The sequence below is a fragment of the Alkalicoccobacillus murimartini genome, from assembly GCF_030813245.1.
Lineage (GTDB): Bacteria > Bacillota > Bacilli > Bacillales > Bacillaceae_D > Alkalicoccobacillus > Alkalicoccobacillus murimartini.
In genome coordinates, this window is record NZ_JAUSUA010000004.1 from 107266 (window position 1) to 120595 (window position 13330).

The window sequence follows — 13330 nt, forward strand, 5'->3', positions numbered from 1 at the left end:
CTTTTCGTTATCTAGATTAATTAGACATGCCAATATTAAAGCCCAAAAGCAACACAATCGATAGGGCCGTGATACAGATAAACCAATAGATAGATGTTCCTCGTTGTTTCCTTTTTGTTTTTCTTAATATGACTTCCATTGAATAGATCAATATGAGTGAAATCATGCCCTTGATGATGTATTGCGCAGGAAATTGATACACATACAAAATCGCAACACCCGATACTATGGATAAACTATATAAGAGCCAAAGGATGGTGCGTAATAATCGATTGGCAAATGATACCTTCCATTTATAAAGCAAAAATAGAACGCCAAATAAAAGGATAAGTAGCATCCAAGTTCCTATGTGAACCTTATAATATAAAAGAAAAGTTTGAGCGTCCAAGGTCATCCCCCTGCATGATGTACTCATCAATATGATTCAACACTTCTGTCTCATGATTCTATCGAATTCATTACCCTACGGCAATCTTTCTTTTCTTCAAAGTGTATCATATTGATTATAGACATACACAAAAAAGAGCAGGTATCCCTGCTCTTCCTTCTGAACTAATTTAAGTCAAAATGCTCTCCGTTTGATTCATAGATGACCCACTCTGCTACATTCGTTGCATAGTCGGCTATACGTTCAATGTACCTGGCAATAAAGGCCAACTGAGTAAGCTGTTCTGCATCCTGTTCTGATGCCTCATTTTTAAACAATCCTTTGATAAAAAGTCCAAACTGAGCATCAACTTTGTCATCTAAGGCGGCCATTTTTTGAGCCACAATTAAATTCTTTGTTCGGAATGATTCTAACGATTCCTTCATCATCGTGCGAGCGTCTCTCGCCATTTGTAATAATTCCTGCTTTTTAATTTGATAGCTGCCTGCATCAATTCGTTTTGATACTTTTGCAAAATCAACAGCTAGATCACCGACTCTCTCCAAATCCCCTGCAATTTTCATCGCTGCAATGAGATTACGAAGATCTGTAGCAACAGGCTGTTGGCGAGCAATGAGTTGGAAAACCTCATTATTAATTTGCAACTCATATTGATTTATCTTTGTATCATACTCAATGATTGAATTCATTAGCTCTTGATCAGACTGTTCAAATGCTTCTAAAGCACGATCGAATTGCTTTAAAACTTCTGCACCCAAATTAGTAATTTGATCCTTTACATCCTCCATGTGCTGATGGAACGAACTACGTAACATCAAGACCCCTCCTTTATCATCATCGAAAAGCTTCGGTTTTTAACCAAACTGACCAGAAATATATTGCTCTGTTTTTTTGTTGTCAGGATTTGTGAAGATTTTGTTTGTATCACCAATCTCCATTAATTCTCCCATGTAAAAGAATGCGGTCTTATCTGAAATACGTGCTGCTTGCTGCATGTTATGTGTCACGATCACAATCGTATATGACTTACGAAGCTCATCAATTAATTCCTCTACTTTAGAGGTACTGATTGGATCAAGCGCAGACGTTGGCTCATCCATTAAAATAACAGAAGGAGTCGTAGCCAGTGCTCTAGCTATACATAAACGCTGCTGCTGTCCACCTGAAAGACCTAACCCATTTGTATGAAGACGGTCCTTCACTTCATCCCACAAAAACGCATCTTTCAAACTTTGCTCCACAAGCTCATCCAGCTTTTGCTTCTTTTTCACACCGTGAACACGGGGGCCATAAGCAACATTTTCATAAATTGATTTTGGGAACGGATTGGGCTTCTGGAAAACCATCCCGACTTTTTTACGAAGGTCCACTAGATCTGGTTTTCCTGTCAGTAGACTATCGCCTTTGTAGACAATATCCCCAGACATTTTTACACTTGGATTCATGTTAATCATTAAGTTAAGTGTTTTAATGAATGTTGATTTCCCACAACCAGAAGGTCCAATAATTGCTGTTACCTCTGATTCATTTATATCAAACGAAACATTTTTTAATGCATGATTTGTGCCATACCAAAGGTTAAAATCTTTTACGTTATATACGGCTTGTAGCGCCTGTGCTTGTTTTTCCATTGTCATAGTCAATTCTTGCTCCCCCTTAACCAAATCGTCCAGATATATAATCCTCGGTTTGCTTCTCATCCGGATTAGAGAATAATTTGTCCGTTTCATTGTACTCAATTAAACGGCCATTAAAGAAAAAGGCTGTTTTATCTGAAATTCGGGATGCCTGCTGCATATTATGAGTCACGATGACAATCGTATAGTCTTTTTTCAGATCAAGAATTAGTTCTTCAATTTTCGCGGTTGCAATTGGATCAAGCGCTGATGCTGGCTCATCTAATAACAAAACATTCGGTTTCATTGAAAGTGTGCGAGCAATACATAAGCGTTGCTGTTGTCCACCAGATAGAGAGAGCGCAGACTCGTGTAAACGGTCTTTGACTTCATCCCACAATGCTGCTTTTTTCAAAGAGTCCTCAACCCGTTCTTTCCACTCTTTTTTAGGGATACCATGGAATCTAAGACCATGAGTCAGATTGTTATAGATCGATTTTGGAAATGGATTTGGACGTTGGAATACCATCCCTATTTCCTTACGAAGTGCAACTACATTTACTTCTTTTGAAAGTAGGTTTAACCCTTGGTATTCTATTTCTCCAGTATTACGTGCAATCGGAATCAGATCATTCATTCGATTAATACTGCGTAAAAACGTAGATTTCCCACAGCCTGAAGGTCCGATCAATGCCGTAACCGCCTGTTTATCTATATCTAAAGAAAGCTCCTGAACGGCATGATTATCACCGTAATAAATATTTAAATCCTTTACCGTTAATATCTGACTCGTATTCACAGCGCTTTTTTCACTCTCCATGTGCTGTTTTTCTGCCGTTACAATGGACATGTGAACGCCCCCCTTATTATTTTGAAGCTGTTAGTTTTTTATGAAGTCTTTTACCAAACCATCTCGCAAATAGGTTAAACAATAGAACCGCAATGACAAGCACAGCTGATGCTCCATCGGCAATCTCACGGATATCAGGAACAAGTCCTTGTGTATTTACTTTCCAAATATGAACGGCCAACGTTTCAGCTGGTCTAAAAATGTTAAGTGGTGATGTTTCACTAAACGGATTAAAGTTCATCCAGTTTAAACGTGGTGTTGTAAGTCCTGCTGTAAACAATAGAGCAGCCGCTTCACCAAATACTCGACCCGATGCTAAGATAACCCCTGTTAGAATCGAAGGGAACGCAGCAGGAAGAATAACCGTACGAATGGTATCCCAATGAGTAATACCTAATGCAAAGCTTGCTTCCTTCTGATCACGCGGAACGCTAGTAATGGCGTCTTCACAGACACGAACCATAACAGGAAGGTTAAAGACTGTAAGAGCAAGTGCTCCACCAATGATTGTGTAACCCCAGCCCGTAATAGATACAAACAATAATAATCCAAACATCCCAACAACGATTGAAGGAAGAGAAGCCAAAACTTCTATACATGTACGAATAAAGTTTGTAATTTTACCAGGCTTCGCGTACTCAGCCATATAAATGCCTCCACCAATACCAAGAGGAACCGTGAAAACCATTGTTAGAAACAAAATATAAAACGAATTAAACAGTTGAGGTCCAATTCCTCCACCAGCACGGAATGAGCTTGGTGGGTTCGTTAAGAAATCAAACGATATTACACCAAATCCTCTATAAAAGATATACCCTAACAAACCAGCCAAAATGGCGACAATAATACCTGCAATCACAGTAAATAATCCTGTTGCGAGTTTATCAGTCATTTTTGTATTCATTAAAATGACCTCCTAGATGATAAGAATCGAATAATAAGGATAAAGATATATGACATCACAAGCAGGATTAAACCAAGTGACCATAAGACGTTGTTATCCACACTACCTTGCACCGTATGTCCCATATTTAATGTAATAATCGTCGTTAATGTAGCTGTAGGATCTGTTAAAGATTCAGCTATTGTACGAGCATTTCCGATAACCATTTGAACCGCAAGAGCTTCACCAAACGCACGAGCCATACCTAGCACTATTGCTGTAAGTAGCATTGGCCAAGCAGCTGGTAAAAGGACTCTCCTGATTGTTTGCCACCTCGTTGCACCTAAAGCGAGCGACGATTCACGCAAACCATTTGGTAAAGTGCGCAAAGCATCTGTCGCAATACTTGTTACAGTAGGTAAGATCATGACGGAAAGAACGATTGTTCCAGCAAGTAAACCAAAACCTTGTCCACCAACGTATTGACGAACAAATGGAACAATGACACTCAAACCAATAAATCCATAAACAACTGAAGGAATTCCTACAAGTAGTTCAATGACTGGCTGTAAAATTCTTTTACCCCATGAAGGAGCAATTTCGATCATATAAATAGCAGCCCCAACCCCAAGCGGAGCAGCTACTAAAGCAGCTAATATTGTTACTGCAAAAGAACCAAAAATAAATGGGAGTGCACCATATACTGGTCCACCATTTGCTTCACTTCGGGTTGGGTTCCAATCAAAGCCTGTCAAAAAGCTGATTGGATTTACTCCATTCACCACAAATGCCTGAAGCCCCTTAGTCAACAGGAAAAGTGTAATAGACATTGTCGCTAAAATAATGATTGAGGCGCACCCATAAACAATAATTTTCCCTTTGCGCTCAATTTTCTCTGCGTTGCGATTGTTTTTCTTTAATAAACGGTCGTGGACAGTCTGCTGCTGTGCCGCCATAACAATGGCCCCCTTGCAAAAGATATATAAGATAAAGGCCGGAGAACATCGGTGTTTATCTATCCGATCTTCTCTCAGCCTATTAAATGATTTTATTGTACGTCTGTTTGATTTCCTTCAGCATCACGTTCAACTTGCATATCCGTTGAAGGAATATATCCAAGCTCAGGAACTACAACTTGTTGAACATCTTCACTCATCATGTAATCAAGGAACGTTTTTGCTAGACCTTCAGGCTCTCCATTTGTATACGAGTGCATGTAAGCCCAAACTGCATAGTCTCCAGTTGTTACATTTTCATCTGTTTGCTCTACACCATCTAATTGAAGTGGAAGAACTGAATCATCGTTATAATAAGAGAAAGCTAGGTAACCAATCGCACCTTCTGTTTCAGAAATAATTTGTTTTACTGTGTTTGAAGAATCCTCTGTGATTCCTTCAGCTGGCTCAGCACCATCTAATGCGTAGTTTACAAATGTTGCACGTGTACCTGATGAGTCAGGACGGTTAACCAATGTAATTTCAACATCTTCTCCACCAAGCTCAGACCAGTTTGTTACTTCACCAGTAAATACTTTAATCAGATCTTCAGAAGAGATATCTTCAATACCTACTTCAGGATGAACAGCTGGGCCCATACCTACTACTGCAATACGGTGGTCGACTAGCTCATCTGCAGGAATTTCTTCTTTTTCTTCTGCAAATACATCCGAGTTACCGATATCTACTGAACCGTCTGCTACCTGGCTAAGACCTTGACCTGATCCACCAGCTTGCACTTGAATATCAGCACCAGCATTAGCTGCCATAAATTCTTCTGCTCCTGCTGCCATTAATGGTTGAATCGCACTTGAACCTGAGAGAACTAGTTGACCTTCAGCTTCTTCAGATGGTGCTTCTTCTTCACCAGAATCTGTACCTCCATCAGCTGAACCTCCAGTACCTGTTTCATCCTCTGAACCATTTCCACAAGCAGCTACAACCGCAAGCATTAGTGTTAACATCATGAACAAAAGAAGCTTTTTCATTTTCAAAGTAACAACCTCCCATTTTCTCTACAATTATTTACTGGGCGTAACGCCCCTCTTTCAACTGAAGTATAAGCTTGTTCTATTAAGTTGTTATGATCTGAATGTAAAGATTGTGTAAAGAGAAAGTAAGCGCAATCATTAAATGATGTTTACAAACAAAAAAAACCTCCAACCAGTTGTAGTGGTTAGAGGGTAAAAAGTGACTCTATTTTACTTTTGTTTATCTTCAATCGTAGGTCCATAAACCCCTGGTACAGGCAAACCTGCTTGACGAAGCAATACGGTCATTTGCCCGCGATGATGACCTTGATGGCTCAAAAGCATACGCAAAACGTAGCCTTTCGGATTAGATGACCCAAAGAAATCAACCATTTCAGAGAAATCTTCATCAGTCCATTCGTCTTTTATTTCATTCAAAAGATCCGAGCTAAGTTTATCATACGCTTCAACAATCCCTTTTGCATGAGTCGACGCATTAGACGAAGGTCTTTCTACTTTCTTTAAGCCAGCGGCAGATGCGAAAAACGGTATGGTTGTTGTTACATGCCATCCCAACCAACCAAGAGTACTGTGCCCTGCAACGACAGACTGTCCTAACGTTTCATCTGTTAGCGAATGTAAAACATTCATTGTTAACTCTTTTTCACTTGACCACTCTTGCAAAAAATCCTCTTTGGTTCTAAACATCTTGCACTCTCCTTCATATAAACAATCATCCTATACCTTTAAGTATAAACAGAATCATATAGATATTAAAGGAAAGCGATTCATCATATTTAGAGGCTGTGACAGAAATCATTAAATTACAATAAAGGCCGAGCAATGACGTGTCATTGTTCGGCCCTTATATATGAAGGTCAGAGGTTATATGAAAAAGGGTTCTTTGCTATCGCTCCCGAAAATGGGGGCACGCTTACCGCGGGAAGGCATTGAAAAAGTCGTTTAGAAATAAATAAGCTCATGTGCACCGCTCACCGCTACAGGAGAAACCTTCGCTTTCCGCGGGCACGGCCTCAGCCCTTGAAGTGGAAGTGCGCCCCTTCAATGTCTTCAGACACGTGCTGATCCCGCTGGAGTCTTCGGTTTCTCCTTCCGCTAATGTTTCGATCAAATAAATGACGAATCGAACCTCTTTTTTAGGTATTTTCGTCGTTTTTGTCTGCCTAGATCTTTTTTAAGCTAACTCTTCTTCGTTTTTGATAAAAGAAGTATAGCAAATGTGAAAGTGATGGCTGATAATGATCCGAAAACAATAATCTCTTCAAATTAGTACATACGCTGATCTATACGACCTCACCGGGCCTAAAGATCATACATTACGGAAACTAAACGAATTGATTGATTACTCATTTTTTTATGATGATTGTTGGGTGAATAATAACCAAGAACGTAGCCCCACTCTCAAAAGAGACTCCTCGCCTCGCGGTGCGGACGATTCTACTGTAGTGATATCGTTCATCTTACTTCTTTATTAAGTTTCATTTTACTTATACGAGTTGTTATGCCCTAGCTTTATTCGTTGTTTTACTTTGTTTTTTGAAAATCCGGATCGTCAAATGTGTGTGCGACCCATCCCTCAGGATCAATAAACAATCTGACTGCGACAACTTGTCGTTCTTCAGATAAAGTAAAGAAATGAGGAATGTTTACTGGAACAGAAATGACATCACCAGGTGAGAGATTCACATCAAAATAGCCTGTTTCCTCTCCTTTAATAACAAAAGTCCCGGAGCCAGCCGTAATTGCTCGAACTTCATCTTCTGTATGAGTGTGGACTTGCTCAAATTTTTTAAGGAGAATGTCTAAGTCTGGTGTACTTTCATTCAATGCAATGACATCCCAGTTTTTATAGCCTCTACGTTCTGCTAATGAGCGGATCTCTTCATCAAAAGTAGATAGGACCTGAGCCTTGTTTTCATCCGTTAAGTGGCATTCGTCTTGAAGGGTTTCTGGGAGTTTCTTAGGATTCCAATACTCATAAAGGACCTCCTGACTTTCTAAAAACTGTCTTACCTCAGCCTCTGCACTAATAATCTCTCCAGTATTACGAATGTGGATAATTGCCATATACGTTCATCCTCCTATTTAGTCATCTGCTTAAGCTGCAGGTGATAACCGAATAAAAACTCGAAAGCTTCCAAATGTTTTTTTGCTTCAAAACCATTGCGTCCCCATACGGTAATCCCATGATTTCGTATCAACACACCAAATGTACCTGGTTTAATTTGCTCTGCCACTGCCTCTGCCAGTCGTGGCAAATCTGCATAATTTTTAACGATAGGGACCGTAATCGAACCGTCTTCATCCCATATGTTAAATGCCTTGATCAATTCTTGATTCCTGAAGGTGATTGTTCCCTCATCTCCATATAGCTCAGAAATCACATTGTTATTTAGAGTATGGACATGAAGTGAACAGCCTGCATTCGTCTTTTGATAGATTCGCTGATGAAGAACCGTTTCCGCTGAAGGTTTTAGGCTTGTCTCTTCCAATGGCTGACTGTTCTCATCTACTAAAAGAAAATCCTCTGGTGTTCGCTTCCTTTTGTCTCTTCCACTTGCTGTAACAAGAAACTTTAATGGATCGTCACTAACCTTAATGGAAAGATTGCCACTGGTTCCTGGGAACCAGTCGCGAGCCGCCAATTCATCCTTAATATCTGCTAGCTCGTTCCATAATGTGTCGTGTGTATCCTGAATAAAACTCACTGTTTACTCACCTCCAACTTCGAATCAAGTCGGTCAATAATTTCATGAAACGTTGTGAAGAACGAATGATTCAATTGAAGCTCTCGACATTTATCTAATAAAAAGGAATCGCACGCAAATACTTCATCCGCCTCCTTTGCTGCTTGCAAATCTGTAATCGAATCCCCGATCACAATCTTGTAATAATCTTCATCTTGAAACTGTCTTAGTATAGAAGGTTTGCAGCAACCACAATCATTTGTACACTGTTTATCACAGCTATGTGGCCATGTAATCACTATTGTCTTTTCACTAAAATCACTGCCGTTACAATATAGATTTTCTAGCAGGCCGTATGGCTCCAGAATTGGCTGAACAAAAAAATCAATACCACCACTAACGACCTTTAAGGGAATCTGCTTTTCACGGACATATTCCAAAAAGGAAGAAAAGCCTTCTCGGATCTCCGCTTGTGCTAACACAAAATTGATTATATCCTGCTTCTGTTCAACTGGGATTAAGTCAAATAATTGCCCTACACCCGTTCGAATGGATATACGCTCTGCTAAAATATCGTCTTTTATTGTCTCCCAACCTGGCGGAGCAAACTTCTTCATAATCGCAATGATATTATCTTTAGTCGTAATCGTGCCGTCAAAATCACAGAAAATAATGGGCGTTTTTTTAGCTATTTGTGTCATGTTGGAGCGCCCCATAGTTCAATGGCTTGTGCAAGTTCTGGAGACTGAGTAGCTGCTTCTTGTAATGTGTTGTTGGCTAAAACGCCCGCCACAGCATCTCGAAATGCCTTTGCTCCAGCTTGTGCCCCTCCAGGGTGACCGTGAATACCGCCACCAGCATTTATGACTGAATCTTTTCCAAAATCATTTATTAACAGTGGAGTCAGTCCAGGATGAATGCCAGCTGAAGGCACTGGGAAAGCTCTTTTTAACGTACGATTCTCTGTTAAAGCCTCTGCAATATCAAGTGTTTCAGCTTTTTCTAATGCTACGCTTCCGTAAGGAGATGGGAATAAAACAAGATCTGCGCCAGCCAAGCGCAGTAATTTACCTAGAAGCACCTTGTTCGATATACCGTAAAAAGGTGAGGCTGTTAATGCACCAGAAACAGCTGGATGAGCCATAATCGGAACATTAATTTCAGGATCCTCAGCTAATGCCTGCAGAACATCTAGTCCATAGGCAAAAACATTAAATAATAGCGCATTGGCACCAAGCTGAACGGCTTGTTTTGCCTTATGCTTCAACTCAAATGTGCGACCTGTTAAATTAACGGCATACAGCTTTTGTTCACCTGTTTGTTCATAAACCTCTTTGATGATCTCGGAACCCGCTTGAACACGAGCAGTGAATGGCGTTAACGGATTTTCAAATAAAATCTCGTCATCTTTAACCATGTCGACACCACCTAATAACTGATCCCTTAGCTGTTGTTTAAACTCAGTCAGGTCCTTACCAATCATTCCTTTAAATATGCTCATGACTAGTGGTCGATCATATACATTGAGATAGCTGCGAATCCCATCAATGCCAAATTGCGGCCCAGGAAATGCCGTTTCTAGATCACTATCTAATTCAATATCTACCAGCTTAATTTCTCCATCTAAGGATAGTTTTCCAAAAATTGTTGTTAAAATAGCCGGAATATCCGCCGAAAAGTTTGCTGCTGGATACGCTATTTTTAATAACCCTGTTGTTTCCTTTTCGATGACTTCAATCACTTCACCCTTATGCTTCTCTAACTGTTTCTTTTCAAGTGATGGAAGATGAGTCCAAGATCCAATGGTGAGACCTAAGGCAATAGACTCTGCCTTTTTATGAAGATCCTTCTTTGGATCAAAGACTCGATATGTAGCTATAACTCTACTCATTTGAACATAGCCTCCTAACAAATGTAACAAAAAAATCCTCTTCATAATTGAAGAGGACATCGTACCCATTTCATGCCCTCTTATCTACCAAGGTAACCTTGAGAGAATTAGCACCTTGAATCGACAAATACGCCAAAACAGGTTGCCGGGTTTCATTGGGTTCGTCCCTCCACCAGCTCTTCATAAGAGTAAAAAATATGTAATGTTGATAAATATACTATGGATTATGACAGTGAGATTCTATTCTGTCAATTAGAAAAAATCATTTTATCAGAATGTATTGACAATAGATTTAATCCCTCGTATTATTTAAACCAACTACTCATATTGGGAATAATAAGAATGTGAGTATACAACTACATTATGAACTCTTATCGAGAGCTGGCTGAGGGAATTGGCCCTGTGAAGCCCGGCAACCGACCTAATCATCTTATACAAGATGAAAACCTTTAAGGTTTTAAGGCACGGTGCTACATCCAACAGACTCTAATCGAGTCTGAAAGATAAGAGGTTGGATTACAGCATTCCGCCTCTTTCTTGGTTAAGAAAGAGGCTTTTTTATGCTCTGGTTGGTGATGAACGGACTTATCATGATGAGTGTTCCTTATTATGCCATGGATATTGTGAAAGGTGCAGTACTTGCCTTAGCTTTAGTGATTACCGATTATAAATTCAAATAAATGGAGGAGATCTCATGACAACCTTTACAGAAAGATATTTCACGATGACGGAATCAGATGCAATTACATACGCCAAATCAAACCCATCATTCTTTTCGAATGATGCTGAATTAACGTGTGAAGAAATTGGAGACGGTAATCTAAATTATGTTTTTCGAATCGTTGATCAGATCAGTGGGCAATCCCTAATTTTCAAACAAGCTGGTCCAGTTGCACGGATCTCTGATGAATTTAAATTATCTCCTGATCGTAATCGCATTGAACATGATATTTTGAGAATACAAGGCGAGCTAGTCCCTCAATTTGTTCCAGAGGTATACCATTATGATCCAATAATGAACTGCACGGTGATGGAGGATCTATCTGACTATACCATTTTACGGAAAGCTTTTTTGTCTCATCAGACCTTCCCAAATCTAGCGGACCATCTCTCAAGTTTTTTAGTGAGTACCTTGCTCTCTACATCTGATCTTGTTTTAGGCCATAAAGAAAAAAAGGAACAAGTGAAGGCTTTTATTAATCCAGAGCTTTGTGAAATCACAGAAGACCTTGTCTATACAGAACCTTTTTATGACTGCCCTCGAAATGAAGTATTCGAAGGAACTCTCCCGTTTGTACGTGAAGAAATTTGGGGTGATGAAACACTTGCATTAGAGACAGCGAAGCTGAAATTTCAATTCTTAACAAAAGCACAATCCTTAATTCATGGTGACTTCCATACAGGCTCCATTTTCGTAACCAGTACACACACCAAAGTGATTGATGGCGAATTTGCCTTCTACGGACCTGCTGGATACGATGTCGGCAACATCATTGCTAACCTTCTATTTGCTTATGTGAATGGTGAGCAAACGATAGAGGATCCATTAGAACGCAATCAATTTACCACGTACATTCTAACAACGATCAAGGACATTATTGATTTGTTTAAAGAGAAATTTATTGATGCCTTTTATGATCAAGTAACTGAACGTGTGGCTGAATATCCAGGATTTTTAGAATATTATTTAGAAGAGCTTATAGCTGATACTGCTGCTGTCGCTGGTCTCGAATTATCTCGGAGAGTCATTGGGCTTGCTCCCGTGCAGGATCTTACAGACATCGCTGATCCTGACAAAAGAGCCTCCGCGGAAATTGCTTGCTTAAAAGCAGCTAAAGTGTTTATTCTTAATCGATATGACTTCTTTCATGGTGAAGATTTCACCCGTGTAATAAGTGAGAATACGTAAGGGGACGATAACAAATGACTCAAATCGTTGATTTAATTCAATCCGTTCGCTTAAGTGAAGATGGTGAGAGGCTCATCATTTTAGACCAAACCTTACTACCAGTAAAAAAAGTGTATAACGAACTTCAAACTCCTCAAGAGGTGTGGGATGCCATCGTCCAGCTTAAAGTACGAGGAGCCCCGGCCATTGGAATTGCGGCGGCTTATGGAGTATATTTAGGCGCTAAACATAGTGATGCTAATACGACAGCTGAACTTCTTTCTGCTTTTTTGGATAGTAAAACGTATCTTGCTTCATCCCGCCCAACCGCCGTTAACTTATTTTGGGCATTAGATCGGATGGAAGGACGTTTTAAGGAAATCATTGGCGCGGGCGCTTCAATTGAAGAGATTATCGATGCTTTAAAGGACGAAGCAGAATCGATCCGCTTAGAGGACGAGCACATTTGTGAAGCCATTGGGGAACATGCCCTTACTCTTCTCGAACCTGGAAGTGGTATTTTGACTCACTGTAATGCAGGCACAATTGCTACAGCCAAATATGGTACGGCTCTAGCCCCAATCTATCTTGGTCAGCAGAAAGGGTACCAGTTTAAAGTTTACGCGGACGAAACACGCCCACTCCTGCAAGGTGCACGCTTAACAGCTTGGGAACTATCCGAAGCGAATATTGATGTAACCTTAATCTGCGATAACATGGCGTCTATCGTCATGAGTGAAGGAAAAATTCAATCCGTGTTAGTTGGCTGTGATCGCGTGGCAGCAAACGGAGACACAGCTAATAAGATTGGTACCTCTGGTGTAGCCATTTTATCCGCTCACTACGGCATTCCTTTTTATGTTTGTGCGCCACTATCTACGATTGATTTTGAGACTAAGAATGGAAAAGATATCATCATTGAAGAGCGTTCAGCTGAAGAAATTACGTCAAAATGGTATACTGAACCTATGGCTCCTAAAGGTGTCAAAACCTACAACCCTGCCTTCGATGTAACTGATCATACACTCATTACAGCCATTATTACGGAAAAAGGCATCTATAAACCAAGCGATTTACATCAATTAAACAAACAATAAAAAGGTGAGCCTGCCTCGCCTTTTTTTATTGTTTTCAAATAAA

14 protein-coding genes, 1 pseudogene and 2 riboswitches are annotated in these 13330 nt (G+C 40.0%); of the genes and pseudogenes, 3 read left to right on the plus strand and 12 right to left on the minus strand.

The genetic code is table 11. The features are described 5' to 3' along the window. Positions 1 to 16 precede the first annotated feature (16 nt). From J2S05_RS13565 to J2S05_RS13620, 12 genes are all read right to left on the minus strand, one after another. Entirely contained in the window at positions 17 to 388 is a 372-nt protein-coding gene (locus J2S05_RS13565; RefSeq protein WP_306983673.1) for a DUF1516 family protein, read from the minus strand. 164 nt (positions 389 to 552) lie between these two features. Next, positions 553 to 1203, minus strand: a complete 651-nt coding sequence (gene phoU, locus J2S05_RS13570; protein ID WP_306983675.1) for a phosphate signaling complex protein PhoU — start codon at positions 1201 to 1203, stop codon at positions 553 to 555. Positions 1204 to 1242: 39 nt separating this feature from the next. Further along, positions 1243 to 2025: a phosphate ABC transporter ATP-binding protein PstB gene (gene pstB, locus J2S05_RS13575; protein ID WP_306984154.1), complete on the minus strand. Its 783-nt coding sequence runs from the start codon at positions 2023 to 2025 to the stop codon at positions 1243 to 1245. 19 nt (positions 2026 to 2044) lie between these two features. After that, on the minus strand, positions 2045 to 2824 hold the full coding sequence (gene pstB, locus J2S05_RS13580; RefSeq protein ID WP_306984157.1) for a phosphate ABC transporter ATP-binding protein PstB: 780 nt from the start codon (positions 2822 to 2824) through the stop codon (positions 2045 to 2047). 46 nt (positions 2825 to 2870) lie between these two features. Beyond that, complete coding sequence (pstA, locus tag J2S05_RS13585; protein ID WP_306983677.1) at positions 2871 to 3758, minus strand: phosphate ABC transporter permease PstA; 888 nt, start codon at positions 3756 to 3758, stop codon at positions 2871 to 2873. Then, the gene (gene pstC, locus J2S05_RS13590; RefSeq protein ID WP_306984159.1) at positions 3758 to 4699 is read right to left on the minus strand and encodes a phosphate ABC transporter permease subunit PstC; all 942 of its coding nucleotides are present in this window, start codon (positions 4697 to 4699) and stop codon (positions 3758 to 3760) included. The genes pstA and pstC overlap by 1 nt, the downstream gene beginning before the upstream one ends. Positions 4700 to 4785: 86 nt before the next feature. After that, positions 4786 to 5727, minus strand: coding sequence for a phosphate ABC transporter substrate-binding protein (locus tag J2S05_RS13595; RefSeq protein WP_306983679.1), 942 nt, complete (start codon positions 5725 to 5727; stop codon positions 4786 to 4788). A gap of 207 nt (positions 5728 to 5934) precedes the next feature. Continuing rightward, entirely contained in the window at positions 5935 to 6411 is a 477-nt protein-coding gene (locus J2S05_RS13600) for a DinB family protein (protein ID WP_306983681.1), read from the minus strand. An 837-nt stretch (positions 6412 to 7248) separates the two neighbouring features. Further along, positions 7249 to 7791, minus strand: coding sequence for a cupin domain-containing protein (locus tag J2S05_RS13605; RefSeq protein ID WP_306983683.1), 543 nt, complete (start codon positions 7789 to 7791; stop codon positions 7249 to 7251). Positions 7792 to 7805: 14 nt separating this feature from the next. Further along, the gene (locus J2S05_RS13610) at positions 7806 to 8432 is read right to left on the minus strand and encodes a methylthioribulose 1-phosphate dehydratase (protein WP_306983685.1); all 627 of its coding nucleotides are present in this window, start codon (positions 8430 to 8432) and stop codon (positions 7806 to 7808) included. Continuing rightward, positions 8429 to 9112 carry a 2-hydroxy-3-keto-5-methylthiopentenyl-1-phosphate phosphatase gene (locus J2S05_RS13615; RefSeq protein ID WP_306983687.1) on the minus strand — a complete coding sequence of 228 codons (684 nt, stop codon included), beginning with the start codon at positions 9110 to 9112 and terminating at the stop codon, positions 8429 to 8431. Before J2S05_RS13615 ends, J2S05_RS13610 begins: the two co-directional genes overlap by 4 nt. Beyond that, positions 9109 to 10302, minus strand: a complete 1194-nt coding sequence (locus J2S05_RS13620) for a 2,3-diketo-5-methylthiopentyl-1-phosphate enolase (RefSeq protein ID WP_306983689.1) — start codon at positions 10300 to 10302, stop codon at positions 9109 to 9111. Before J2S05_RS13620 ends, J2S05_RS13615 begins: the two co-directional genes overlap by 4 nt. Before the next feature lie 77 nt (positions 10303 to 10379). Then, positions 10380 to 10491, minus strand: a riboswitch (SAM riboswitch). A gap of 179 nt (positions 10492 to 10670) precedes the next feature. Continuing rightward, a riboswitch (SAM riboswitch) is annotated at positions 10671 to 10812 on the plus strand. A 65-nt stretch (positions 10813 to 10877) separates the two neighbouring features. On the opposite strand from J2S05_RS13620, the pseudogene J2S05_RS13625 reads away from it, so the two are divergent. From J2S05_RS13625 to mtnA, 3 genes and pseudogenes are all read left to right on the plus strand, one after another. Then, positions 10878 to 10982 (plus strand): annotated as a pseudogene (locus J2S05_RS13625) (ABC transporter permease); the annotation flags it as partial. A 14-nt stretch (positions 10983 to 10996) separates the two neighbouring features. Further along, the gene (mtnK, locus tag J2S05_RS13630; RefSeq protein ID WP_306983691.1) at positions 10997 to 12211 is read left to right on the plus strand and encodes an S-methyl-5-thioribose kinase; all 1215 of its coding nucleotides are present in this window, start codon (positions 10997 to 10999) and stop codon (positions 12209 to 12211) included. A 14-nt stretch (positions 12212 to 12225) separates the two neighbouring features. Next, positions 12226 to 13287 (plus strand): S-methyl-5-thioribose-1-phosphate isomerase, encoded by a 1062-nt coding sequence (gene mtnA / locus J2S05_RS13635; protein ID WP_306983694.1) that lies wholly within the window; start codon positions 12226 to 12228, stop codon positions 13285 to 13287. Positions 13288 to 13330: the final 43 nt, after the last annotated feature.